The organism is Herbaspirillum sp. LeCh32-8 (assembly GCF_017814915.1).
Classification (GTDB): domain Bacteria; phylum Pseudomonadota; class Gammaproteobacteria; order Burkholderiales; family Burkholderiaceae_D; genus Herbaspirillum.
Genome location: NZ_JAGIPZ010000001.1, coordinates 333,547 through 358,424, shown reverse-complemented (window position 1 = coordinate 358,424; position 24,878 = coordinate 333,547). Strand labels below are relative to the sequence as shown.

At 64.4% G+C, this 24,878-nt stretch carries 26 protein-coding genes and 1 tRNA gene; 15 read left to right on the top strand and 12 right to left on the bottom strand.

What is annotated here, in order from left to right; genetic code table 11:
• Nucleotides 1-61: 61 nt before the first annotated feature.
• From J8I26_RS01695 to J8I26_RS01680, 4 genes are all read right to left on the bottom strand, one after another.
• A complete protein-coding gene (locus J8I26_RS01695; protein ID WP_209603453.1) occupies nt 62-463 on the bottom strand; it encodes a group II truncated hemoglobin in 402 nt (133 codons plus the stop codon).
• 91 nt (nt 464-554) lie between these two features.
• Nucleotides 555-3,050, bottom strand: a complete 2,496-nt coding sequence (locus J8I26_RS01690; RefSeq protein ID WP_209603451.1) for an FtsX-like permease family protein — start codon at nt 3,048-3,050, stop codon at nt 555-557.
• Between the two features lie 106 nt (nt 3,051-3,156).
• On the bottom strand, nt 3,157-4,209 hold the full coding sequence (locus J8I26_RS01685) for an NAD(P)-dependent alcohol dehydrogenase (protein WP_209603449.1): 1,053 nt from the start codon (nt 4,207-4,209) through the stop codon (nt 3,157-3,159).
• Nucleotides 4,210-4,449: 240 nt separating this feature from the next.
• On the bottom strand, nt 4,450-4,800 hold the full coding sequence (locus J8I26_RS01680; RefSeq protein WP_209603447.1) for a hypothetical protein: 351 nt from the start codon (nt 4,798-4,800) through the stop codon (nt 4,450-4,452).
• 203 nt (nt 4,801-5,003) lie between these two features.
• On the opposite strand from J8I26_RS01680, the gene J8I26_RS01675 reads away from it, so the two are divergent.
• Nucleotides 5,004-5,396: a lysozyme inhibitor LprI family protein gene (locus tag J8I26_RS01675; protein ID WP_209603445.1), complete on the top strand. Its 393-nt coding sequence runs from the start codon at nt 5,004-5,006 to the stop codon at nt 5,394-5,396.
• Between the two features lie 118 nt (nt 5,397-5,514).
• A complete protein-coding gene (locus J8I26_RS01670) occupies nt 5,515-5,811 on the top strand; it encodes a PsiF family protein (RefSeq protein WP_209603443.1) in 297 nt (98 codons plus the stop codon).
• Between the two features lie 96 nt (nt 5,812-5,907).
• Here J8I26_RS01670 and J8I26_RS01665 read toward each other — a convergent pair whose 3' ends face one another.
• Nucleotides 5,908-6,567 carry a LysE family transporter gene (locus J8I26_RS01665; protein ID WP_209603441.1) on the bottom strand — a complete coding sequence of 220 codons (660 nt, stop codon included), beginning with the start codon at nt 6,565-6,567 and terminating at the stop codon, nt 5,908-5,910.
• A 171-nt stretch (nt 6,568-6,738) separates the two neighbouring features.
• On the opposite strand from J8I26_RS01665, the gene J8I26_RS01660 reads away from it, so the two are divergent.
• The 5 genes from J8I26_RS01660 to J8I26_RS01640 all read left to right on the top strand — a co-directional run bounded on the left by J8I26_RS01660 (nt 6,739) and on the right by J8I26_RS01640 (nt 8,202).
• On the top strand, nt 6,739-6,873 hold the full coding sequence (locus J8I26_RS01660) for a DUF3096 domain-containing protein (RefSeq protein ID WP_209603439.1): 135 nt from the start codon (nt 6,739-6,741) through the stop codon (nt 6,871-6,873).
• 17 nt (nt 6,874-6,890) lie between these two features.
• Complete coding sequence (locus J8I26_RS01655) at nt 6,891-7,040, top strand: DUF3096 domain-containing protein (protein ID WP_209603437.1); 150 nt, start codon at nt 6,891-6,893, stop codon at nt 7,038-7,040.
• A gap of 191 nt (nt 7,041-7,231) precedes the next feature.
• Nucleotides 7,232-7,516 (top strand): hypothetical protein, encoded by a 285-nt coding sequence (locus J8I26_RS01650; RefSeq protein ID WP_209603435.1) that lies wholly within the window; start codon nt 7,232-7,234, stop codon nt 7,514-7,516.
• An 88-nt stretch (nt 7,517-7,604) separates the two neighbouring features.
• Nucleotides 7,605-7,859, top strand: coding sequence for a hypothetical protein (locus J8I26_RS01645; protein WP_209603433.1), 255 nt, complete (start codon nt 7,605-7,607; stop codon nt 7,857-7,859).
• Between the two features lie 61 nt (nt 7,860-7,920).
• On the top strand, nt 7,921-8,202 hold the full coding sequence (locus J8I26_RS01640) for a hypothetical protein (RefSeq protein WP_209603431.1): 282 nt from the start codon (nt 7,921-7,923) through the stop codon (nt 8,200-8,202).
• 136 nt (nt 8,203-8,338) lie between these two features.
• Here J8I26_RS01640 and tilS read toward each other — a convergent pair whose 3' ends face one another.
• From tilS to cysS, 4 genes are all read right to left on the bottom strand, one after another.
• Complete coding sequence (gene tilS / locus J8I26_RS01635) at nt 8,339-9,757, bottom strand: tRNA lysidine(34) synthetase TilS (RefSeq protein ID WP_209603428.1); 1,419 nt, start codon at nt 9,755-9,757, stop codon at nt 8,339-8,341.
• A gap of 222 nt (nt 9,758-9,979) precedes the next feature.
• On the bottom strand, nt 9,980-10,960 hold the full coding sequence (locus tag J8I26_RS01630) for an acetyl-CoA carboxylase carboxyltransferase subunit alpha (RefSeq protein ID WP_209603426.1): 981 nt from the start codon (nt 10,958-10,960) through the stop codon (nt 9,980-9,982).
• 144 nt (nt 10,961-11,104) lie between these two features.
• A complete protein-coding gene (locus J8I26_RS01625; RefSeq protein ID WP_209603424.1) occupies nt 11,105-11,764 on the bottom strand; it encodes a DNA-3-methyladenine glycosylase in 660 nt (219 codons plus the stop codon).
• Between the two features lies 1 nt (nt 11,765).
• On the bottom strand, nt 11,766-13,157 hold the full coding sequence (gene cysS / locus J8I26_RS01620) for a cysteine--tRNA ligase (RefSeq protein ID WP_209603422.1): 1,392 nt from the start codon (nt 13,155-13,157) through the stop codon (nt 11,766-11,768).
• A 365-nt stretch (nt 13,158-13,522) separates the two neighbouring features.
• Between cysS and J8I26_RS01615 the strand changes: the two genes are divergently transcribed.
• The 5 genes from J8I26_RS01615 (at nt 13,523) to J8I26_RS01595 (ending at nt 18,102) form a co-directional block, all read left to right on the top strand.
• Nucleotides 13,523-14,872 (top strand): nuclear transport factor 2 family protein, encoded by a 1,350-nt coding sequence (locus J8I26_RS01615; protein ID WP_245200015.1) that lies wholly within the window; start codon nt 13,523-13,525, stop codon nt 14,870-14,872.
• A gap of 36 nt (nt 14,873-14,908) precedes the next feature.
• Nucleotides 14,909-16,126, top strand: a complete 1,218-nt coding sequence (locus J8I26_RS01610) for a L,D-transpeptidase (RefSeq protein ID WP_209604741.1) — start codon at nt 14,909-14,911, stop codon at nt 16,124-16,126.
• Nucleotides 16,123-16,692: a peptidylprolyl isomerase gene (locus J8I26_RS01605; protein WP_209603418.1), complete on the top strand. Its 570-nt coding sequence runs from the start codon at nt 16,123-16,125 to the stop codon at nt 16,690-16,692. The genes J8I26_RS01610 and J8I26_RS01605 overlap by 4 nt, the downstream gene beginning before the upstream one ends.
• Nucleotides 16,693-16,799: 107 nt before the next feature.
• Nucleotides 16,800-17,288, top strand: a complete 489-nt coding sequence (locus J8I26_RS01600; RefSeq protein ID WP_209603416.1) for a peptidylprolyl isomerase — start codon at nt 16,800-16,802, stop codon at nt 17,286-17,288.
• A 28-nt stretch (nt 17,289-17,316) separates the two neighbouring features.
• Entirely contained in the window at nt 17,317-18,102 is a 786-nt protein-coding gene (locus tag J8I26_RS01595) for a UDP-2,3-diacylglucosamine diphosphatase (protein ID WP_209603414.1), read from the top strand.
• A gap of 119 nt (nt 18,103-18,221) precedes the next feature.
• Here the strand turns inward: J8I26_RS01595 and cysE are convergent, their stop codons facing one another.
• From cysE to rnr, 3 genes are all read right to left on the bottom strand, one after another.
• Nucleotides 18,222-18,974 (bottom strand): serine O-acetyltransferase, encoded by a 753-nt coding sequence (gene cysE, locus J8I26_RS01590; RefSeq protein WP_209603412.1) that lies wholly within the window; start codon nt 18,972-18,974, stop codon nt 18,222-18,224.
• A 91-nt stretch (nt 18,975-19,065) separates the two neighbouring features.
• A complete protein-coding gene (gene rlmB, locus J8I26_RS01585) occupies nt 19,066-19,803 on the bottom strand; it encodes a 23S rRNA (guanosine(2251)-2'-O)-methyltransferase RlmB (protein ID WP_209603410.1) in 738 nt (245 codons plus the stop codon).
• A 55-nt stretch (nt 19,804-19,858) separates the two neighbouring features.
• Nucleotides 19,859-22,354 (bottom strand): ribonuclease R, encoded by a 2,496-nt coding sequence (gene rnr, locus J8I26_RS01580; protein WP_209603408.1) that lies wholly within the window; start codon nt 22,352-22,354, stop codon nt 19,859-19,861.
• A 238-nt stretch (nt 22,355-22,592) separates the two neighbouring features.
• Between rnr and J8I26_RS01575 the strand changes: the two genes are divergently transcribed.
• The 3 genes from J8I26_RS01575 (at nt 22,593) to J8I26_RS01565 (ending at nt 24,847) form a co-directional block, all read left to right on the top strand.
• A tRNA-Leu gene (locus tag J8I26_RS01575) sits at nt 22,593-22,677 on the top strand.
• Nucleotides 22,678-22,846: 169 nt separating this feature from the next.
• Entirely contained in the window at nt 22,847-23,308 is a 462-nt protein-coding gene (locus J8I26_RS01570; protein ID WP_209603407.1) for a nuclear transport factor 2 family protein, read from the top strand.
• 24 nt (nt 23,309-23,332) lie between these two features.
• Nucleotides 23,333-24,847: a deoxyribodipyrimidine photo-lyase gene (locus tag J8I26_RS01565; RefSeq protein WP_209603406.1), complete on the top strand. Its 1,515-nt coding sequence runs from the start codon at nt 23,333-23,335 to the stop codon at nt 24,845-24,847.
• Nucleotides 24,848-24,878: the final 31 nt, after the last annotated feature.

Sequence of the window (24,878 nt, the reverse complement as noted above, 5' to 3'; positions counted from 1 at the left end):
CCAGTGAAAAGGGATATGCAATGGTGCGCGATTGCGGCGCGCGGCGCAAGCCTGCGCGTGCTTACTCGGCCTTGTTGCGCATCCAGTCGGCAGTCTGGTAGAGCGCCGTCAGGAGGCGCTTCATCAGCTCGTCGGACAGGCCGACGTCCTGCATTGCCCACGTCATGCAGCGCAGCCACTGGTCGCGCTCGGACACGCCAATGGGGAACGGCAGGTGGCGCATGCGCAGGCGCGGATGGCCGTATTGCTCGATGTACAGGTTGGGCCCGCCGGTCCAGCCGGAGAGGAACATGTAGGTCTTCTCGCGCGAACCGTCCAGCGACGGCGGATGCATGGCGCGGATGCCGGCGAACTCCGGCTCCAGATCCATCAGGTCGTAGAAACGGTCGACCATCTCGCGCAGCTTCTCTGCGCCGCCGATGAGGTCGAAGGTGGTCGGTGCGTTGGGGTCTTCGATTTGCATAAGGACGCCATGATACCGCAGCGGCCGGGCCGCCGCCGGACGGCGCCAACCGGCCCGGCGGCTATTTGCGGCTGGTTTGATCTGGATCGGATCAGACTTCGCGCAGAGTCTGCAGCGGCGGACGCGCCAGCACGTGGCGCAGGCCGGCCCAGCCGCCGATGGCCGAGCATGCCGCGCCCAGGGCCATGCCCGCCAGCCACACCAGCGGACTCAGCGTCCAGTCGAAGTTGAATACATAGTGCGCCAGCGCCCAGCCGATCGCAGCCGAGCCGCTGGCCGCCAGCAGGCCCGCCACCGATCCCACCAGCAGCACCTCGATGCGCTGCGCACGCGAGAGCTCCACGCGCGTGGCGCCCAGCGCGCGCAACAAGCCGGCTTCGCGCACCCGCTCTTCCTGCGAACCGGCCAGCGCCGCGTACAGCACCAGCACACCCGAGCACAACGTGAACAGGAACAGGAACTCCACCGCCGAGATCACCTGCCCCACCACGTCCTGGATCTGGCGCAGCACGCTGCCGATATCCACCACGGTCAGGTTGGGGAAGTCGCGCGCGAGCGTGTTGCCCAAACCTTCCTGCGGCGGCGTCAGGTGCACCGCGGTGATCCAGCTTTGCGGGGTGTCGCGCATGGCCTTGGGATTGATGATCACGAAGAAGTTGACCCGCAGCGAGCCCCATTCCAGCTTGCGCAGGCTGGTCACCGGCACGTCCACCAATTGGCCGGCGATGTCGAACTGCAGGCGGTCGCCCAGTTTGATGCCCAGCGCCTGCGCCAGGCCGCGCTCGACCGAGGCTTCGGGCTTGCTGTCGTCGTACCAGCGGCCGGCGACGATGCCGTTGCCCGGCGGGATATCGGCCATGGTGGAGAGATTGAATTCGCGGTCGACCAGGCGTTTGGCGCGGTCTTCCTGATAGTCGGCGGCGCTGATCTGGCGGCCGTTGATCTGCACCAGGCGGCCGCGGATCATCGGGTACAGCTCGGCCCCGGCCACGCCGCCCCGGGTCAGCTCCTGCGCCACCGCCTCGCGCTGGTCCGGCTGGATGTTGATGATGAAGCGGTTGGGCGCGTCCTGCGGCGTGGCCTGGCGCCAGGCGCCGACCAGGTCGCCGCGGATCACGGTCAGCAACAGCAGCGCCATCAGGCCCAGGCCCAGCGCCACCACCTGCATGACGGCAGCCGCCGGACGACGCTGCAGGCCGTCGATGGCGAAGCGCCAGCTCTGGCTGTCGAACAGGCCGCGCAGCGAACGCAAGGCGCGCAGGCACATCCACGCCACCAGCGCAAACAGGGCGAAACCGCCTAGGAAGCCGGCAATGGTCAGCAAACCCAGCTTGAGGTCGCCCGCCTGCCACAGCAGCAGGCCGGAAAACACCACCGTGCCCAGCAGGTAGGTCAGCACCGTCAGCGCCTGCGGCGCGCCCTGCTCGCGCCGGATCACGCGGTTATGCGGCACGTTGCGCAATTGCAGGATGGGCGGCAGCGCGAACCCCACCAGCAGCAACAGGCCGGTAGCCACGCCCTGCAGCGCCGGCTGCCAGCCGGGCGGCGGCAGCGCGGTCGGCATGAAGTTGCCCAGCCACTGCAACAGCGCGAAGTGTGCCGCATAGCCCAGCGCCATGCCCACCACGCTGGCCGCTACGCCCACCAGCACGAACTCGATCAGGTACAGCGCGGTGACCTGGTTCTGCGTCATGCCGAAACAACGCAGCATGGCACAGGCGTCCAGATGCCGCATCATGAAGCGACGCGCCGCCATGGCCACCGCCAGCGCCGCCAGCATGGCCGACAGCAGGCCCACCAGCGACAGGAATTGTTCAGCGCGGTCCAGCGTGGCGCGCATTTCGGGACGACCGTTTTCCAACGACTCGATACGCACGGCGCGCATCTTGTTGTCGTCGATGTGCTTTTCGACCTGCTGCTGGAAGGCCTTGACCGGTGCGGCCGCGCCGGCGATCAGCAGGCGATAGGTCACGCGCGAGCCGACCTGCACCAGGTGGGTGGCGGCCAGGTCGCCCTCGCCCAGCATCACGCGCGGCGCGAAGTTGACGAAGGCGCTGCCGCGATCGGGCTCGACCGAGATCACCTGGGCGATGCGCAGCTCGGCGTCGCCGACCTTGAGCATCTCGCCCACCCGCACGTTCAGCGCCGACAGGATCTGCGGATCCACCCATACCGTGCCCGGCTGCGGTATGCCCTGGGCTGCGCGCTCGCCGGCGCCGTCCTGCAGCTTCACTTGGCCGCGCAGCGGATAACCCGGCGTCACCGCCTTGATCGACGACAGCACCGAACGCGCGGCGTCGCCCTCGCCGGCCTGCGCCATGCTGGGAAACACCACCGTCTGCGCCTGCTGCAACCCGGCGGCCTGCGCCTGCTGCAGCCATTGCGGCGGCATCGGCTGGTCGGCCGCGATCAGCAAGTCGGCGCCCAGCAACTGGTGGGCATCGCGCGTCATGCCGGCGCGCATGCGGTCGACGAAGAAGCTGACCGAGGACAGCGCCGCGACCGCGACAATCAGCGCGATCAGCAGGAAACGAAGTTCGCCGGTGCGCCAGTCGCGCCGGGTCATGCGCAATGCGTGTTGGAACATGCAGGGGCCAGGTTGGGGGTGGATCGGGATGAAACCGATACAGGATAAAGCAAAAAGGCGGCCTGCCTCCGTCAGGAGAACAGGCCGCCCTTCATGGCGCGACGACTCAGGCGGCCAGCGACGACATGTCGATCACGAAACGGTACTTCACATCGCTCTTGAGCATGCGCTCGTAAGCCTGGTTGATGTCCTGGATCTTGATGATCTCGATGTCGGAGTGGATGCCGTGCTCGGCGCAGAAGTCCAGCATTTCCTGGGTTTCCTGGATGCCGCCGATCAGCGAGCCGGCCAGGCTGCGACGCTTGAAGATGAAGTTGGCCACCGACGGCGACGGGTGCGGATGCTCGGGCAGGCCGACCAGGGTCATGGTGCCTTCGCGTTTCAGCAGCACCATGAACGCGTCCAAGTTGTGCTGGGCGGCCACGGTGTTCAGGATGAAGTCGAAGCTGTTGGCGTGCGCGGCCATCTGGTCCGCATCCTTGGACACCACCACTTCATCGGCGCCCAGGCGCAGCGCGTCTTCCTTCTTGTCAGGCGAGGTGGTGAACAGCACCACGTGCGCGCCCATGGCGTGCGCCAGCTTGACGCCCATGTGACCCAGGCCGCCCAGGCCGACGATGCCGACCTTGTGGCCGGGACCGACCTTCCAGTGACGCAGCGGCGACCAGGTAGTGATGCCGGCGCACAGCAGCGGCGCGGCGCCTGCCGGGTCCAGCTTGTCGGACACCGACAGCACGAACTTCTCGCTCACCACGATGTTGTTGGAGTAACCGCCGTAGGTGAAGCCGCCGCTGACCTTGTCGGGCGCGCTGTAGGTGCCGGTGAAGCCGTTTTCGCAGTACTGCTCGAGGCCTTCGTCGCAGCTCGGGCAGGTCTGGCAGGAGTCCACCATGCAGCCCACGCCGGCGATCTGGCCGACCTTGAACTTGGTGACGTGCGCGCCGACCTTGGTGATGCGGCCGACGATTTCATGGCCGGGCACCACCGGGAACGCGGTGCCCTTCCATTCGTCGCGCGCCATGTGCAGGTCGGAGTGGCAGACGCCGCAGAACAGGATGTCCATCTGCACGTCGTGCGCGCCGACTTCGCGGCGCTCGAAGCTGAACGGCGCCAATGGGGAAGTTGCATTTTGTGCAGCGTAACCTTGCGATTTCAGCATGGGAAAATCCTTTCGGAAAGAGAGGGGGACAGAGGCCGTGCGCATGCTCGTAGCGGGCGCACGACCGATTTTCTTGCTCTCAGCGCCGGGATCCCGGGAGCGACATTGCGCCGTCGCCGCAAGAGCCGGCCGCTGAAAAACCCGGCTATGTTAATCCTGTCGCGACCATCCTGCAGGGCGCCGCGAGAGAAATGCAGGATCAGGCAAAACGACGCGGCCCAATTGCAGGATCAGGCAAAATCAGCGCAGCCAGAGCCCCGCCAGCCCCAACGCCAGCAGCACGCCGAAGGCGGTGAGCGCGCGCGTGCGGCGGCGCAGCTTGTCCATCGCGGCCACCAGCTGGGCGTTCTGTTCGGCCAGCGTATTGATCAGCTGGCTGGCCTCCAGTTGTTCTTCCTCCAGCTGGCGGATGCGTTGCGCGAGCTGCGCGGAGTCACCGGCAACCGGTGCGGCATCCTGCGCCTGCACCTCGGTCTTGGCCTTGCGCGTGCGCGACCACAGATCGCGCGCGCCCTTGACGATGCCGGGGGTGGCCTGCACCACGTCGCCCCACGGTATCAGCTTGATGGCGGACATCCAGGTAAATCCCATTGCGCATGCTCCTTTCAGATACGGCTTGTTGCAAATGGCCGAGAACCTCGGCCGGACAGCTTCTTCTAAGACAACTGAAACCCGATTTTATCCCGCCGGCGCATCGATGCAGCGGCGCGTACGTCCGGACTTCCCCGCCGGCAATTCTGCGCCGCATCGCCTGCCCCTGCCCCTGCCCTTGCTTGAGTTGAGAAAGCCCACCGATGAAAGTCATCCCCCGCTTAGCCCTGCTACTGTCACTATACGGCGTTGGCAGCGCCGCCTTCGCATTGGATTGCAACAAGGCCGTGACCCAGGCCGAAATGAACGGCTGCGTGGCCCAGGACCTGAATCAGGCCGACGCCGAACTGAACCAGACCTACCTGGCCTACCGCGCCAAGCTGCGCCCGACCCAGCAAAACCAGATCCGCGACGTCCAGCTGGCCTGGATCAAATACCGCGACCTGTCCTGCCGCTTCGAGAGCTCCAACGTGGCCGGGGGCTCGGCGGCCGGCATGGCCCTGCAGACCTGCCTGGCGGAAAAAACGCGGCAGCGCGCCCAAGAGCTCAAGGCGCTGTCGGGCTGCCCGGAGGGCGACCTGAACTGCCCGCACTGAGACGCGCATGCATCGCTAGGCAAGCCGCACTTTTTCATGCTGTAATGCGCTCGTCTGCAATCCGGCGCAGCGCGCCTGCGGTTTGCCGACGCCTCGAATCCACCTCAGGGAGATACCAATGAAAAAACTGCTGATCGCCATCACCTCATTCGCACTGGCCACCCCGCTGCTGCTGGCCACTCCCGCCATGGCGCAGAACACGCAACAGAACAAGATGAGCGCCTGCAACAAGGACGCCGGCGACAAGAAAGGTGACGAGCGCAAGGCCTTCATGAAGGAGTGCCTGTCCAATAAGCCCGCCAAGCCGGCTACCCAGCAAGACAAGATGAAGCAGTGCAATGCCGACGCCGCCGGCAAGAAGGGCGACGAGCGCAAGGCCTTCATGTCGTCCTGCCTGAAGAAGGACAAGTCCTGAGTCACGCCGCCGCAGGCAAGGCAATGCAATGCTTGCCGCATGAAAAAAGCCCCGGCATGCCGGGGCTTTTTCTTTGCTGCAGATATGAGGCGCCGCTCAGTGCGCCGAACGCTTGAAGAAGAACAGGCCCGCGCCCACCAGCATCAGCACGCCGCCGAAGAAGCGGTTCTGCGCCTTGATCGCCTTCTGGTTACGGAAGAAGCGCTGCAGACGGCTGGCCGCGAAGGCATAGCCGTGCATCACCACCAGGTCGACCGCCACCATGGTCACGGCCAGCACCAGCAATTGCAGCCAAAGCGGGCGGTCGTGATCGATGAACTGCGGCAGCACCGCCACCATGAAGACGATGCCCTTGGGGTTGGTGGCGTTGGTGAGAAAACCAGTCATGCAACGCTGCCACCAGGCCTGGCCGCGTGCGGCAGCGGCATTGGCATTGGCCGCATCCAGCGCGGCGCCTTCTTGCTGCGCCGGTACCGGCGCGCGCCATTGCGAGAAGCCCAGATAAATCAGGTACAACGCGCCAGCCACCTTGATGATGTTGAACGCAGTCTCGGAGGCCACCAGCAGCGAGCCGACGCCGGCGCCGGCAATGATCAGGATCACCACCAGCGCGATCTCCAGGCCCAGGATGGTGGCGCTGGTGCGGCGCACGCCATAGTTCAGGCCGTGACTCATCGACAGCACCGCGCCCGATCCGGGCGAGATGGCGATGACGCAGGCGGCGACGAAAAATGCAAACCAGGTTTGATAGGCCATGTGGGATCCTCTCTATCCTCTTTGTTAAAGCTGTGATGCTGGCGGGAAAGCCCGTCATTATAAAGAAGGCCTGGACTTCCTGTTCGCCTACATCAGGGTGAGAAATCCATACCCGAACTTCGTCCGCCGTCTTGCATCTCAACATCATCAAAACACAACAGGAGATGCAGCATGGACATCCACCTCGCCTTCGGCCCGCTGGCCGCCCTGATCGCCGGCATCCTGATCCTGGCCATGCCGAAGCTGCTCAACTACATCGTGGCGCTGTACCTGATCGTGATCGGCCTGGTGGGCCTGTTCGGGTGAGCCGGCGAGGAGACGACATGAACCTGCATCTTTCCCTCGCGCCGCTGGCGTCGCTGATCGCCGGTATCCTGATCCTGGTCGCGCCGCGGCTGCTCAACTTCATCGTTGCCATCTATCTGATCGTGATCGGCGTCATGGGCCTGGTGGGCCACGGCAAATTCATCTGAGACGCTCGCGGCGGCAACCGGCATGGATCAAAAAATGGCGGCAACGATTGCTTACAACTCTGGCATGAAATGAAACACTTTGATGTCGTCCGGCGGGTCGGCAGATCGTTATTGGGAGTAAGGCGCAACGACAAGCGGTCAACGCAAAATCAAACGCCGAGCGTAACCTACACTTTCAAAGGAAATTTGCCATGAAGACCCAAGCCGCCAAATCCGTCATCGTCGCCTCCCTGCTGACCGCCCTGGCACTGCCGGTGTTCGCGCAGACCGGTACTGCCGCCGCCCCGGCAGCAACGCCCGCGGCCCCGGCTGCTGCCGCGACCGATGCAGCGCCCAAGGCAAAGACCTCGCACGCCAAGCACAAGGCTGCAAAGAAGACTGAAAAGACCGAGAAGAAATCCGAAGCCAAGGCTGACAAGAAGGCCGCCGGCGCCGAAGCCAAGCCTGCCGCAGACGCTGCCGCCAAGACCAAGTAATCGGGCCACACGCAGCGCCCAGCACACAGTGCACTAACAAATACGCATCAATCACACCAAGACAACCGATTTCTGAAAGAACCGCATCATGAAAACCAAAGCCATCATCGTCGCTTCCCTGCTGTCCGCCCTGACCCTGCCGGTGTTCGCACAGACCGGGGCCGCAGCCCCGGCAGCCGCTCCTGCCGCCGCCGCGACCGATGCCGCACCGAAGGCCAAGGCCTCGCACGCCAAGCACAAGGTCGCGAAGAAGAGCGAAAAGAAGACTGAAAACAAGGCTGAAAAGAAGGACGCCGCAGGCGCGGAAGCCAAGCCGGCAACCGACGCCGCCAAAGCCAAGTAATCCGACGCAACACCGAACCTGCATCACCGCAAAGCCAACTGCTTACTGAAAGGAATACACCATGAAAACCAAAGCCATCATCGTCGCTTCCCTGCTGTCCGCCCTGACCCTGCCGGTGTTCGCACAAACCGGCGCGCCGACCGCAGCGCCTGGCAGCCCCGCCCCGGCCTCGGCCCAGGGCACCAACCCTGGCCCGGGCCCCGCCACCAAGGCTGAAACCGCCACCAAGGCCGAAGCCCACAAGGTGAAAAAGGCAACCAAGAAGACCGCCAAGAAGGCCAAGGCGAAGATCGACCACGCCACCGGCGCCGACAAGCCGGCCGCAGACAGCACCACGAAGTAAGCAACAAGGTAGCAACGTAAGGAGCAATACCGGGGCGTCACGGCGCCCCACCCATGTCAGGGATGACTGGGATGCCGCATCATCGCGAAGGCGTTGATGCGGCATTTTTTTTGCGCACTCAGATGCGCGCGTCGGCTCAGTCGGCCAGCCAGCGGATGGCGACGCGTTCGCCGCCGGCGGCGAAATGCACGCAATCCATGCCGATGCCGGCAGCGAACAGCAGATCATCGCCTGCGAACAGCAACGGCAGGTAAGGACGTTCCCAGGCCGGCACGTCGGCGCTCTGGAAATGCTGTTTCAGGCTGCGCGCCGGACGGTTGGCGGCCAGCTTCACGCGCTCGCCGCCGCTGCGGCCCTGCACCGCCAGCGGTTGCGCCGCGAGCCAGGCGGCATCGAATCCGGGTCGCGGATCTGCCGCGGCGATGCGCTCCAGATGCAGGGCCCCGTAGTAGGCGTCGATGCGCAACCGGGCCTCGCCGTTCCACTTTAATCGAATCACCTCGCCCTCCTCCGGCGGCGTGCGCCGCGGCGCCAGGAAGACGCGCTCGCGGTAGCGATGCACCTCGCCGTCGGGATGCGAAACGCACAGCTGCGCCTCGACGTCGGCCTGCATCAGCTGCGCGCGCATCTCGTGCATCCACGCCGACGACGGCATGCGCATGCCGCGTGCGGCGAACCAGTAGCGCATGAGATTGAAGAAGCGCTGCTCGCTCAACTCGCGTAGCGCCGGCATCAGCAGGTGATCGTCGCGCCGGCAACGCTGCAGATCCTGTTGCGCCACCTCCAGCAGCAGTTCCTGCGCGCCCTGCGCATGGCCGGCGGCGCGCGCCAGGCGCTGCTGGTAACCGGGGAAGGATTGGCCCAGCGCCGGCATCACCAGATGTCGCAAGGCGTTGCGCGCATAGCGGGTATCGGCATTGGACTCGTCCTCGATGCTGGCCAGGCCGCACTGCGCCGCATAGGCTTCCAGCTGGGCGCGCGTGATCGCCAGCAACGGGCGCAGCACCAGCGTGTTGCCGTCTCCCAGCAACCCCGGCGCGTTGTTGAACGCCTCCATCCCCGACATGCCGGCCAAGCCACTGCCGCGCAGCAGTTGCAGCAACACGGTCTCCGCCTGGTCGTCGAGGTGATGCGCGGTCAGCAGCACGTCGGCGCCATGCGCGCGGCACATGCGTCCCAGCGCGGCGTAGCGCGCCACGCGCGCGGCCTCCTCGACGCCGCTGTCGGCCACGCCTTCCAGCACCACGCGCTCGGCATGAAACGCCACGCCGAGCGCGCGGCAACGCTCTTCGCAATGCGCCAGCCAGCCGTCGGCATGGGAGCTCAGTCCATGGTGCACGTGCAGCGCCAGCAAGCGGACGCCACGGCGCGCAGCATCGGCGGCGGCAACATCGAGCAGCACCGACGAATCGAGCCCGCCGCTGTAGGCCAGCGCAATGGTGTGGGCACGATCACGCCCGGCCGCCTGCAGCGCGCCGGACAAGGCATGCTGCAGGGCCTGCGACGCCTTGGCGCTGCCGGCGGATCGATCGGAATGGGAAGAATGGTCGGACATGAAATCGGAGGTAATGGGTGCCGGGCAAGGACGCAAGCGCAGCCGGGCAGTGAACCGGGGCAATCATCGGACGACGAACGAACAACGAACAGCGAACGGACAACGAGCAAGCCACGACCGGACGATATGCAGCCCACCAGAAACGAAAAACGCCAGCGACGATGATCGCTGGCGCTTGATCTTCAGCCCTGTGCGGCCAAGCCGGGCAGGCAGCGGATGCGCTTACTCGGCCGAGTTCAATTCCTTGAACTTGCCGTAGGCCATCAGCTTCTCGTGACGGGCCGCCAGCAATTCCTTGGTCTTGACGCCCTGGAACTGACGCAGCGTATCCGACAGTGCACGCTTCAACAGGCCTGCCATTTGCTTGGGATCACGATGGGCGCCGCCCAGCGGTTCGTTGACGATCTTGTCGATCAGGCCGATCGCCTTCAGGCGATGCGCGGTCAGGCCCAGCGCTTCGGCGGCGTCGGCGGCGCGGTCGGCGGTCTTCCACAGGATGGAAGCGCAGCCTTCCGGCGAGATCACCGAGTAGGTCGCGTATTGCAGCATCAGCACCGAGTCGCCCACGGCAATCGCCAGCGCGCCGCCGGAGCCGCCTTCGCCGATGATGGTGGCGATCAGCGGCACCTTCAGCTCGGCCATCACGTACAGGTTGTGGCCGATGGCTTCGGACTGGCCGCGCTCTTCAGCGTCGATGCCGGGGAATGCGCCCGGGGTGTCGACGAAGGTAAAAATCGGTAAATTGAATTTTTCGGCAACCTTCATCAGGCGCATCGCCTTGCGATAGCCTTCCGGTTTGGGCATGCCGAAGTTGCGCATCGCGCGTTCCTTTGTGTCGCGCCCCTTCTGGTGGCCGATCACCATGCAAGCCTGGCCGTTGAAGCGGGCCAGACCGCCGACGATGGATTGGTCGTCCGCAAAGGTGCGGTCGCCGTGCAATTCGTGGAAGTCGGTGAAGCACTCGCGCACGTAGTCCATGGTGTACGGACGTTGCGGGTGGCGGGCGATCTGCGAAACCTGCCAGGGCGTGAGCTTGGCGTAGATGTCCTTGGTCAGCTGCTGGCTTTTCTTGACCAGGCGCTCGATCTCTTCCGAGATGTCGACCGCCGAGTCGTCCTGCACAAAACGCAACTCTTCGATCTTGGCATCCAGCTCGGCGATGGCCTGCTCGAAGCCCAGAAAAGTCGTTGTCGATTTACTCATTGTGTTCCTTTTTCAACAAGTCCGATGGCGCTGCAAGGCCCGCCAGAATGCGGGTTGGAGCGGCTGCATCGGTTTGCCTTCAATCTTGCGAGGAGCGGAGTATACACCAGCTATGGCAGCGAACCCGCCCCTCATTCCCCGGTATCAATAATCCGACGGCAGCGGATCCAGGCTGCGCCAGAGATACCATGTGGCAACAGTGCGCCACGGCTCCCAGTTCGCGGCGACTTCGCGCGCGTCGCTGCGCGACACGGGCTCGCCCGAGAAGTAGCTGATGCTGATGCCCTTGAGTAACCCAAGGTCGTCCAGCGGCAGCACATTCGGGCGCAGCAGATTAAATATCAAAAACATCTCGGCTGTCCAGCGGCCGATGCCGCGGATCTGGATCATTTCCGCGATGACTTCCTCGTCTTCCATCACGGCCCACTTGTCCGGATGCACGGTCTTGGCCTTGAAATGGTTGGCCAGGTCGAGGATGTATTCGGCCTTGCGCTTGGACAGGCCGCAGGCGGCCAGCCCTTCCGGACCGGTGCGAATCACCTGGGCCGGGATGCACTTGGGACAGGCTTCCAGGAAGCGTTGCCACACGGCATTGGCGGCCTTGGTCGAGATCTGCTGGCCGATCACCGAGCGCGCCAGCGTGGTGAAGGCGTCGCCGCGCACGGTTAGCTGCAGGTCGCCGAACTGGGGGATGATCTTGCGCATGATGCGGTCGCGCTTCATCAGCTCAGCCTTGGCCTCTTCCCAGTAGGCGGGCACGATCAGCGTGGGATCGGCCGGACTTGTTTTGGTATGGGTATTCAACTCAAGCTCTCCGCCATTCGGTCAGGCCGCCCGATTTGTCTTCCAGGACAATGCCGGCCGCGGTGAGCTCCGCACGGATGCGGTCTGCCTCGGCGAAGTCACGGCCCTGCTTGGCCGCCTTGCGGGCGGCAATCAGCTCTTCGATCTTGCCTTCATCCAGTCCGCCGGCTGCGGTCGGGCCGCTCTTGAGGAACTCGACCGGGTCGCGCTGCAGCAGGCCGATCACGGCGCCCAGGGCCTTCAACTGGCGCGCCAGCTGCGGCGAGCGGCCGCGGTTGACCTCGTTGGCCAGCTCGAACAGCACCGACATCGCCACCGGGGTGTTGAAGTCGTCGTTCAGGGCTTCGGCGAAACGCTTCGCATGGGACTCATCGGCATCCAGGCCGCCTGCCTCCGCCGGCACGTCCTTCAAGGCCGTATACAGGCGGGTCAAGGCGCCGCGCGCGTCGTCCAGGTGGGCATCGGAGTAATTCAGCGGGCTGCGGTAGTGGGCGCGCAGGATGAAGAAACGCATCACCTCCGGATCGTAGTTCTTCAGCACGTCGCGGATGGTGAAGAAGTTGCCCAGCGACTTGGACATCTTCTCGTTGTCGATGCGCACGAAGCCGTTGTGCATCCAGTAGTTGACGAACGCGTGCTGGTGCGCGCCTTCGGACTGGGCGATCTCGTTTTCGTGGTGAGGGAACTGCAGGTCCTGGCCGCCGCCGTGGATGTCGAAGTGGTCGCCCAGCAGCTCATTGGACATGGCCGAGCACTCGATGTGCCAGCCGGGACGGCCGCAGCCCCAGTGCGAATCCCACTTGGCTTCGTCCGGTTCGCCCGCCTTGGCGGCCTTCCACAACACGAAGTCCAGCGGATCGCGCTTGCCGGTGTTGACGTCCACGCGCTCGCCGGCGCGCAGGTCGTCCAGCGACTTGCCAGACAACTTGCCATAGCCCGGGAAGTCGCGCACGGAGTAATTGACGTCGCCGTCGGTCGCCTTGTAGGCCAGGCCGTTCTTTTCCAGCTTGTCGATCAGCGCCAGCATCTGCGGCACGTATTGCGTGGCGCGCGGCTCATGGTCGGGGCGCTGCACGCCGAGGGCGTCGGCGTCCTCGTTCATGGCGGCGATGAAGCGCTCGGTCAGTTGATGGATGGTCTCGCCGTTCTCCTGAGCGCGCTTGATGATCTTGTCATCGATGTCGGTGATATTGCGCACATAGGTTACGTCGTAGCCAGAGGCGCGCAACCAGCGCTGCACCAGATCGAACACCACCAGCACGCGCGCATGGCCGATATGGCAATAGTCATAGACGGTCATGCCGCACACGTACAAGCGCACCTTGCCTGGTTCGATCGGGGAAAAGGTCTGCTTATCACGCGCCAGCGTGTTGTAAATCTTGAGCTCGCTCATGGAATGGGAATTCTGGGGTTGGCCGTAGTGGAAACGACGCAGTGATCATGTGTTGCGCGTGGGGCGGGTGCCTGGAAGGGTGCTTCCCGATAGGAACCTGTGCCCGGGGATCATTGTTCTGTCAGCGCTTGCAACATGAACGCGTCACGGTAGCCAAACCTCTTTTTGTCGTGCTTGTTTGATATAAAATGCCTGCTTTCGTCGAGTATAGCATTGATAAAACCATGCCCCCAGAATCACAAGAACAGACATCTATTCATGGTTTGCGCGGTTTGATCAATAGAACTGCCTACAAGACTGCGCTGCTGTCCAGCCTTGTGGCTGCCCTCTTTGTTGCCCCTGCCGCCCCCGCCCGCGCCAGCGAAATGTCCGACATCAACAAGCTGATGCGGGCCGGCCAGTACGCCGAAGCGTTGAACAAGACCGACGCCATACTCGCGAAGCACCCGCGCGATGCGCAACTGCGTTTCACGAAAGGCCTGATCTTAGCAGAACAAAACCGTTCTGCCGAGGCTATCGCGGTGTTCACCAAGCTCACCGAAGACTTCCCCGACCTGCCTGAGCCCTACAACAACCTGGCCGTCCTCTACGCGTCCGAAGGACAGTACGACAAGGCGCGCGCCTCGCTGGACATGGCCATGCGCACCAACCCGACTTACGCCACCGCGCTGGAGAACCTGGGCGACGTCTACGCCAAGCTGGCCAGCCAGGCCTATGACAAGGCGCTGCAGATCGATCCGGCCAACAATGTGCCGCAACCTAAGCTGACGCTGCTGCGTTCGCTCAACGGCAACGCCTCAGGCGGCACCGTGCCGCGCCTGGCCAGCGCCGCCGCCGGCCAGGCCGCGCAGCGCGACGCCAAGGCCAAGGCCGACGCCGCCGCCGCCGAGCAGCAGGAACGCACGCGCGCGCTGGCCGCCGAGAAGGCCACCCAGCAAGCCGCCGCCGACAAGGCCGCCGCGGAAAAGGCGGCCATCGCCAAGGCCTCGGCTGACAAGGCCGCTGCCGATAAGGCGGCCGCCGATAAGGCCGCTGCCGACAAGACTGCACAGGAAAAGGCCGCCGCTGACAGGGCCGCTTCGGACAAGGCGGCGGCCGACAAGGCGCGCGCCGAGAAAGCCGCCGCCGACAAGGCCGCCGCCGAGCAGAAACAGAAGGAACTGCTGGCGCAGAAGGAAAAGGACAAGGCGGAGAAACTGGAGAAGGACAAGGCCGCCCGCGCCGAGAAGGAAAAGGAAAAGCAGAAGGCCCAGGCCGAGAAACTGGCCGCGGCTGAAAAGGCGGCTGCCGACAAGGCGGCGCAAGCCAAGGCCGCCGCCGAGAAGGCGAAGGCCGACAAGGCCGCCCAGGCCAAGGCCGACGCCGCCTCCGACCAGGACAAGAACGCCGTGCTGGCGTCCCTGAACAGCTGGGCGCGCGACTGGAGCGAGAAGGACGTGCGCGGCTACCTGGCCCACTACGCCAGCGACTTCGAGACGCCCAAGGGCGCTTCCCGCAAGGAATGGGCCGAAGAGCGCCGCGCCCGCATCGAGGACAAGGGCCACATCAGCGTGAAGGTCAGCAACGCCCAGATCAGCATCAAGGGCAATATCGCGACCGTGCGCTATCGCCAGATATATAATTCCAATCGGCTGACGGTGGACAGCCGCAAGACACTGGTGTTCGTCAAGCAAGGCAACCGGTGGCTGATCAAACAGGAACGATCGGGAGGGTAATCGGTGGATCGAGTTTCACAAGGGCGTCCCACGCGCATGCTGGGCCGCCTGCTGATGTTGTGCCTGGCGGCCATGCCCACGGCGGGCAGCGTCGCCTCCTCTTCCTCCATTCCCCCGCAGAGCGCGGGCCCGACCGCCGCCGTCGGCAAGCCGGATCCGGAAGCCCTGCTGATCGACATCTACAAGGATCTCGGCGCCAACCGCCTGCGCGAAGCCCAGGTCAAGGCCGATGCACTGGTGGCGGCCTACCCCACCTTCCGCCTCGGCCACCTGGTGCGCGGCGACCTGCTGACCATGCACGCGCGCCCGGTGCGCAACTTCGGCGCCATGCCTGACGGTCCGCAGGACAAGCTCAAGGAACTGCGCGACGAAGCCATGGTGCGCATCCGCTCGCTGCAGGAAAAGCCGGATCCCAAGCTCATTCCCAAGGCCGTGCTGCAGGTCGGCGACGACCAGAAGAACGTACTGGTGGTCGACACCTCGCGCTCGCGCATGTACGTCTATGAAAACCAGGGCGGCGAGCTGAAGTACCAGACCGACTATTACATCTCGCAGGGCCGCTTCGGCGCCAACAAGTCCAAGGAAGGCGACCAGCGCACCCCGATCGGCGTGTACTACGTGAACAACCGCATCCCGGGCCCCAAGCTGCCGGACTTCTACGGCACCGGCGCGCTGCCGCTGTCGTATCCGAACGAGTGGGACAAGCGCAACGGCCGCAGCGGCTACGGCATCTGGCTGCATGGCACGCCGTCGGACAATTTCAGCCGTCCGCCGCTGTCCTCGGACGGCTGCGTGGTGCTGGCCAATCCAGACCTGCAGAACCTGTATTCCACCGCCGAGGTCGGCAAGACCGTGGTGGTGATCAGCCAGCATGTGCAATTCGTCGACAAAGGTGAATGGGGCAAGCAGCGCGACGCCGCCGCCGCCATGCTGGAGCAATGGCAACAGTCGCTGGAAAACCCCGACAGCGACAAGACGTTGGCCTACTATTCCAGCGATTTCCGCTCGGCCCAGGGCGAAAGCCTGTCGACCTGGTTCGGCCGCCAGCAGAAAAGCATGAACGGCGCGCGCTTCACCAGTGTCAAACTGCGCGACGTCAGCCTGTTCCGCTATCCCGGCGGCCCGGAAGACATGATCGTCAGCACTTTTACGCAGGAAAGCGCTGTCGGCAAGAGCAAGAACGCGATCCGCAAACGCCAGTATTGGGTCAAGGAAGGATCGCAATGGAAAATTATTTACGAAGGTAACGCATGATGATCTCCCGCCGTAGCCTGCTGCGCACCGCCGCAGCCGCCGCCCTCAGCCTCTCCGTTGCCGCTTCGGCCTTCGCCGCCGGTGAGCCGCGCGTGCTGATCAAGACCAACATGGGCGACATCGTGGTCGAGCTCAACCCGGAAAAGGCCCCGATCTCCGTCGACAACTTCCTGAAGTACGTCAAGAAGGGCCAGTACAACGGCACCGTGTTCCACCGCGTGATCAACGGCTTCATGATCCAGGGCGGCGGCTACGACCAGAACATGCGTGAAAAGCAGACCGACGCCCCGATCCAGAACGAGGCCAAGAACGGTTTGAAGAACGAGGTTTATACTGTCGCCATGGCGCGCACCATGGCCCCGCATTCGGCGACCGCGCAATTCTTCATCAACGTCGCCAACAACCGCTTCCTGGACTATCCAGGACAGGACGGCTGGGGCTACGCGGTGTTCGGCAAGGTCATCCAGGGCGCTGATGTGGTCGACAAGATCAAACAAGTGCGCACCGGCGCCGGCGACGTTCCGGCCACCCCGGTCGTGATCGAATCGGCAACACTGGTCAAGTAAGCCGACCGGACGATGCATCCGGGCTACGGCCCGACACAGGCGGGCTCCCGCTTTTGCGCGAGCCCCTTGGTTTTTTTATTACCTATTCATCAAGCAAAGGATTCAACATGGCTGTTCTGCTCACCACCAACCACGGCAACATCAAGATCGAACTGGACGCGGAAAAGGCGCCGAAGACCGTTGAAAACTTCCTGGCTTACGTGAACTCGGGCCACTACAACGGCACCATCTTCCACCGCGTGATCGACGGCTTCATGGTTCAGGGCGGCGGTTTCGAGCCCGGCATGAAGCAAAAGGAAACCCGCGACCCGATCGAGAACGAAGCCAAGAACGGCCTGAAGAACGAGCCGTACACCCTGGCCATGGCGCGCACCGCCGCTCCGCACTCGGCTTCGGCGCAGTTCTTCATCAACGTCAAGAACAACAGCTTCCTGGACTTCCCGGGCCAGGACGGCTGGGGTTATTGCGTGTTCGGCAAGGTCGTCGAAGGCACCGAAGTGGTCGACAAGATCAAGGGCGTCAAGACCACCCGCGCCGGCATGTTCGCCGACGTTCCGGCTGAAGATGTCGTGATCGAAAAGGCTGAAGTGGTCTGAGCATCCGCATCGGCCCACGCCAATCACGATGACTGACTTCCAGTTCATGCAAAAAGCGCAACCGACGGTTGCGCTTTTTGTTTCAGACCTCCATCTGCAGGCTTCGCTGCCCCGCACCACCGCAGCCTTCCTCGCGTTCCTGCAAACCCATGCGCGCCAGACGCAGCAGTTGTACCTGCTGGGCGACATCTTCGAATACTGGGCCGGCGATGACGATCTCGCCACGCCCTACAACCAGCAGATCGCCGATGCCATCAAGGCGCTGCAAGTGCACGGCGTGCAGGTGTTCTGGATCGCCGGCAACCGCGACTTCCTGGTCGGCCAGGGCTTTGCCGACGCTGCCGGCCTGACGCTGCTGGACGACCCGCATGTGCTCACGCTGGCCGGCCGCACGCTGGCGCTGGCCCACGGCGACGCCCAGTGCACCGACGACCAGGCGTATATGGCGTTTCGCGCGCAGGTGCGCCAGCCGGCCTACCAGCAGCAATTCCTGGCCATGCCGCTGGCCCAGCGCAAGGCCATCATCGAGGGCATGCGCAAGAACAGCCAGGATGTCAACCAGAACAAGTCCTACGAAATCATGGACGTGAACGCCGGCGCCATCGACCAGTTGTTCGCCCAGACCGCGACCGACACGCTGATCCATGGCCACACGCACCGCCCCGCCATGCACCGGCTGGACGACGGCAAGCGCCTGCGCTATGTGCTGCCGGACTGGGAATACGACGTGGATGCGCCGCGCGGCGGCTGGATCAGCCTGACGGCCGACGGCGCGCTGCATCGCCACGACGCGGCCGGGGCGGTCATCGCCTGAACCCGGTCGGCATCGTATCGACGACGCAAACAAAAAGGGCCTGACAATGTCAGGCCCTTTTTGCAACGGCTGCATTCATCGGTCTCAAGTGGCGACATCGCGTAACTGCATGATGCAGCTCAATCCACTAGGCGATTCAACTGCGCCGCATCGAACTTGCTCAACTCATCGAAGCGTCGACACCCTATCCCCGCCTCCTTCAGCGCTGCCAGCATCGCCTCCATCTGCAACTCCTGCGCCGCCACCTGGTTGATCAGGCCGTGCAAGGCCTGCGACAGCGGATCGTCGCCATTGGGCACCACGCCGTAGGCGGAGAACATGCGCGCCGCAGCCTGACCGCGTGGATCCTGCACCGCATTGCGCTCGACGATGCGCGCCGGGTTGCCGACCGCTGTCGCGCCGGCCGGCACCGGCTTGGTGACCACCGCGTTGGACCCGACCTTGGCGCCGTCCCCTACCGTGAAGCCACCCAGCACCTTGGCGCCGGCGCCGACGATCACGCCGCGCCCCAGCGTGGGATGACGCTTGGCGCCCTTGGACAGCGAAGTGCCGCCCAGCGTCACGCCCTGGTAGATGGTGCAGCCCTCGCCGATCACCGCGGTCTCGCCGATCACCACGCCGAATCCATGGTCGATGAAAACCCGGCGGCCGATGGTGGCGCCCGGGTGGATCTCGATGCCGGTCAGGCCGCGCGCGATGTGCGAAATGAAACGCCCCAGCCACTTCATGTCGGCCTGCCAGCAGGCCTTGGCCCAGCGGTGCATGACCATCGCGTGCAGCCCCGGATAACAGGTCAGCACCTCCCAGCTGTTGCGCGCGGCGGGGTCGCGCTCGCGGATGCTGGCGATGTCTTCTCTGAGTCGGCTGAACATGATGGATTTCCTGTGGCGGTTGAAACAGTAGAGCAAAAAAAATCGCCGGACATAAAGTCCGGCGACATTGTCACGCTGAAGATGACCGGACTTACTTGGGCAAGCGCTGGCGTCGCGCCTCGTACAGACACACGCCCGAAGCCACCGACACGTTCAGGCTCTCGACCGAGCCGAACATCGGGATGTTGACCAGGATGTCGCAGGTTTCGCGCGTCAGACGACGCATGCCCTCGCCCTCCGAACCCATCACCAGTGCGGTGGGGCCGGTGAAGTCGCCTTCGTAGAGGCCCTTCTCGGCGTCGTCGGAGGTGCCGATGATCCACACGCCGCGCTCCTTCAGGTCGCGCATGGTGCGCGCCAGGTTGGTCACGGTGATGTAGGGCACGGTGTCGGAGGCGCCGCTGGAGACCTTCATGGCCGTGGCGTTCAGGCCGACTGCACGGTCCTTCGGTGCGATCACCGCATGCGCGCCTGCGCCGTCGGCCACGCGCAGGCAGGCGCCCAGGTTGTGCGGGTCGGTGATGCCGTCCAGGATCAGCAGCAGTGGCGGGCCTTCCACCGCGTCCAGCAGCTCATCCAGGGTGCGCGCCAGCGACAGCGCGGCGGCCTTCGCCACCACGCCCTGGTGACGGCGCGTGCCGACCATGGCCGACAGGCGCTGGTCGTCGGCCTGGATGATGCGCACGTTGGCTTCTTTCGCCACATGCAGCAGATCCAGCATGCGGCGATCGCGCCGATCGGCGTCCACGTAGATCTCATCCACCGACGAAGCTTCGTGGCGGATGCGGGACGTCACGGCATGGAAGCCGAAAATCATTTTGCTCTTCATAAATCCTGCTTGTTTCTACTTGCTGTAAATCTGTCGTGAATCGAATGCGCCGGGCTCAGCGCTTTTTCTTGCCGCCCTTGTTGAAGCCCTTGGAGGCTGCGCGCTTGCGGTCGGCCTCGCCCGGACGCCCGCCGCCGCGTGCGGCGCCAGCGCCGGCGTTCGCACTGCCGCCTTTGGCCTTGGCCGCCTTCGCCGGCTTGGGCGCTGCCGCCCGCTTGGACTTGGCGGCCGGCTCCCTGGTCGCGGCCGGCTTGCCGCGCGCGGCGTTTTCGGCGCGCTTGGCTTCGTTTTTGATCAGGGTGCGGATGCCCGGCTCGTTGACCAGCGCGAGGTCGATCTTGCGCGCATCGAGGTCGACGCGGCTAACCTGCACCGTGACGCGGTCGGTCAGCTGGTAGCGGATGCCGGTGCGCTCGCCGCGCAGCTCGTGGCGCGCTTCGTCGTACTGGAAGTAGTCGGCGCCCAGCTCGGTGACGTGCACCAGGCCTTCGATGTACAGCGTGTCGAGCTGCACGAAGATGCCGAACGTGGCCACGCCGGAAATGGTGCCGGTGAATTCCTCGCCCAGCTTGTCGCGGATAAAGTAGCACTTCAGCCATGCCTCGACGTCACGCGATGCCTCGTCGGCGCGGCGTTCGTTGGCCGAGCAGTGTAGGCCCAGCGCTTCCCAGATGCCTTGGCTGCCTTCATTGCGCGGCTTCTTGCCGGCGGCCTTGTCAGCGGCGCGCTGTTGCTGCTGCATCTTGCGCGCGGCCGGCGAGATCGAGGTGTTCAATGCGCTGCTGTCGATGCCCTTGGGATCGTAACGCTTGCCCTGCAGCACCGCCTTGATGGCGCGATGCGTGAGCAGGTCGGGATAGCGGCGGATCGGGCTGGTGAAGTGCGCGTAGGACTCGTACGACAGGCCGAAGTGACCGATGTTGTCGGGGCTGTAGACCGCCTGCTGCATCGAGCGCAGCAGCATGGTCTGCACCAGCAGCGCATCCGGACGCGCCTTGATCTTGGGCATCAGCTCGGCGTAGTCAGAGGCGCTCGGGTTGTCGCCGCCGCCCAGGGTCAGGCCGGTCTGCTTGAGGAAGTTGCGCAGCTGAGTCAGCTTTTCCTTGGTCGGGCCGGCGTGGATGCGATACAGCGCCGGATGATCGTGGCGCTTGAGCAGGTCGGCGGCGCAGACGTTGGCCGCCAGCATGCACTCCTCGATCAGGCGGTGCGCGTCGTTGCGGGTGCGCGGCAGGATCTTCTCGATCTTGCCGGCGGCGTTGCAGACGATGTAGGTCTCGGTGGTCTCGAAGTCGATCGCGCCGCGCGCCTGGCGTGCTGTCAGCAAGGCCTGGAACACTTCGTACAGGTGCGTCAGGTGCGGCACCAGGCCGATGCGGCGCGCCGCTTCCGGGCCCTTGGTATTGGCCAGGATGGAGGCCACTTCGGTATAGGTCAGCCGCGCGGCCGAGTGGATCACCGCAGGATAGAACTGGTAGGCCTTGATCTCGCCCTTGGCAGTGATCACGGCATCGCACACCAGCGTCAGGCGGTCAACGTCGGGGTTCAGCGAGCACAGGCCGTTGGACAGCTTCTCCGGCAGCATCGGGATCACGCGGCGCGGGAAGTAGACCGAGGTGCTGCGCTCCAGCGCGTCGGTGTCCAGCGCATCGTTGGGCTTGACGTAATGGCTGACGTCGGCGATCGCCACGATCAGGCGGTAACCCTTGGCGCGGCCGATCTTGACCGGTTCGCAATAGACCGCGTCGTCGAAGTCGCGCGCATCTTCGCCGTCGATCGTGACCAGCGGCACGTCGCGCAGGTCAACGCGATCTTTCAAGTCGGCCGCGCGTACTTCGCTGGGCAACTTGGCGGAGAGCTTCTTGGCGGCGTCCGAAAATTCATGCGGCACGCCGTATTTGCGCACGGCGATTTCGATTTCCATGCCGGGGTCGTCGATGTCGCCGAGGATCTCGACGATCTTGCCCACCGGTTGCGTGTAGCGCGACGGATGCTCGGTCAGCTCTACGCTCACCACCTGCCCCGCCTTGGCCTTGCCGGGAGAACCCGCCAGCAGCACGTCGTGGCCGATGCGCTTGTCTTCGGGCGCCACCACCCACACGCCGTTTTCATTCAACAGGCGACCGATCACGTGGGAATTGGCGCGTTCCACCACTTCCACGATGGTGCCTTCCGGACGGCCGCGGCGGTCGGTGCCGACGATGCGCGCCTGGACGCGGTCGCCGTGCATCACCTTCTGCATTTCCTTCTCGGGCAGGAACAGGTCGTCGCTGCCGTCGTCCGGCAGCAGGAAGCCGAAACCGTCGCGATGGCTGGACACGCGCCCTTCGATGAAGTTAGGCGAATGGGTCAGCTTGTAGTTGCCGGCGCGGTCGGGCTTGATCTGGCCGTCGCGTTCCATGGCGTTGAGCCGGCGCGTCAGGCCATCCATCTCTTCAGGCTTGACGCCCAGCGCGGCAGCCAGGCTGGATGCGCCTTGTGCGGCCGGCGAAGTACGCAGGATGCCGAGGATCTCTTCCCGGCTGGGAATGGAATAGGGAAATTGGCTCAAAAGTATCGTTCGCGCAATTGTTATTGATGGAACCGGCGCGCAAGCCCCGATCCGGTTGGATAGCCCTTAGTGTAACGGAGTTGCCGGCATTTACCTAACCGCAATGCCGGGATGGCGTGATCGCGGCGAATCAAAAAAATCGACATTCCGTTGCAAAAGGGTGTTGACATATCCCGTATGCCGTATATAATCACGGTCTTTCGAGTTCACGCCAACACGGCGAAACACGAAATAGCAGGCCCACGTGGCGGAATTGGTAGACGCGCATGGTTCAGGTCCATGTGCCGCGAGGTGTGGGGGTTCGAGTCCCTCCGTGGGCACCAAACAAAAGAGGTCGATTAACGAAAGTTAATCGGCCTTTTGCGTTTTGGACGGCGCTTTTGCACACGCCATCCATCAGGCACCGAATCGGCGGCCGTGCCCTCCCCCATCCTGCCCGCATGAACGCGCCCCGCCCTCCCTGGTCGAAGCTGTTTCCACCAGGAGCGCGCCATGACCACCCAGCACCAGCAGTCACCCGCCGCGGATCACAGCAGCCACGTCAGCGAGCTGGTCCGTTTCTTTGAAACGCTCACGCAAGACAACGCCGCCCAGGTCGCCGCGATCTACGCCGCCGACGCGCGATTCAAGGATCCGTTCAACGAGGTGCAGGGATTGGAAGCGATCCAGCATCTGTTCGCCCACATGTTCAAGCAGGTCAAGGATCCCCGTTTCAAGATCACCGCCACCGTTGCGCAGGGCGAGCAGGTGTTCCTGACCTGGGATTTCTTCTTTCGCATGCCGCCGTTTTCCGCCGGTGAGCAATGCATCCGCGGCGCCACGCATTTCCATCTGGCCGAGGACGGCCGCGTCCTCTATCATCGCGACTACTGGGACGCCGCCGAAGAGCTGTACGAGAAGCTGCCGCTGGTCGGCCTCTTCATGCGCGGCCTGAAATGCGTTGCCCGCCAATAAGATCCAAGAACCGAACCCCTGCCGATGCCGCCCTCTCATTTCGACAAATCCCTGGTCTGGTTTCGCCGCGACCTGCGCGACACCGACCACGCCGCCCTGTACTACGCGCTCTCGCGCAGCAAGCAGGTCTACTGCGCCTTCGTGTTCGATACCGACATCCTGGATGCGCTCAAGCAAGACGGCGTGCGCCAGGACCGCCGCATCGAGTTCATCCGCGACAGCTTGGCCGAGCTCGACCAGGCGCTGCGCCGTAACGGCGGCGGCCTGATCGTGCTGCACGACAGCGCCGCGCGCGCCATTCCCGAGCTGGCCGCCCGCCTGGGCGTGCAAGCGGTGTTCACCAATACCGACTACGAACCCGATGCGGTGGCGCGCGACGAGAGCGTGGCCAATGCGCTACAGCGCGACGGCATCCTGTTCTTCAGCAGCAAGGACCAGGTGATCTTTGAAAAGGATGAGGTCTTGTCGCTGGCGGGCAAGCCGTTCTCGGTCTTCACGCCCTACAAGAACGCGTGGATGGCCCGCCTGGCCAAGGCGGACGGCGACTTCTTCCTGAAGGCCTATCCGGTCGATAAATACCGCAAGGCGCTGGCGGCGGCGCCGGCGCACATCAAACACGCCATGCCCTCGCTGAAGGAACTGGGCTTCGAGCCCAGCAACCTGGATGCGCTGAAGATCCCCACCGGCATGTCCGGCGCCGATGCGCTGTTCGACGACTTTCTGGGCCGCATCGGCGCCTATGGCACGGCGCGCGATTATCCGGCGGTCAAGGGCCCCTCCTACCTGTCGGTGCACCTGCGCTTCGGCACGGTGTCGATCCGCACGCTGGCGCGCGCGGCGCTGCAGGCCATGCATGCCGGCCATGGCGGCGCGGGCGCGGCGACCTGGCTGTCGGAGCTGACCTGGCGCGACTTCTATTTCATGATCCTGCACCACCATCCGCGCGTGGCCGGCCAGGCCTTCAAGCCGGAATACGACGCCATCCAATGGGAGCAAGGCCGCCAGGCGCAGGACGATTTCGCCGCCTGGTGCGAGGGCCGCACCGGTTATCCGCTGGTAGACGCGGCCATGCTGCAGATCAACCAGACCGGCTACATGCACAACCGCCTGCGCATGGTGGTGGCCAGCTTCCTGACCAAGGACCTGGGTATCGACTGGCGCTGGGGCGAGCGTTACTTCGCCATTCACCTCAACGACTTCGACCTCTCCGCCAACAACGGCGGCTGGCAATGGGCCTCGTCGTCGGGCTGCGACGCCCAGCCCTACTTCCGTATCTTCAATCCGGTCACCCAGTCGGAGAAGTTTGACCCGGAAGGCAAGTTCATCCGTCGCTATCTGCCGCAACTGGCCAAGCTGTCCGACAAGCGCATCCATGCGCCGTGGACCGCCACGCCCGACGAACTGCGCCAGGCAGGCGTGGCGCTGGACGACAACTATCCGCGTCCCATCGTCGACCACGCCCAGGCACGCGCGCGCACGCTGGAGCGCTACGCCGTCGTGAAAAAGGCCGACAAGAACGCCGCCCCCGAGGACGACTGAATCCACCGCGTGCAACACAAACAAAAGGCCG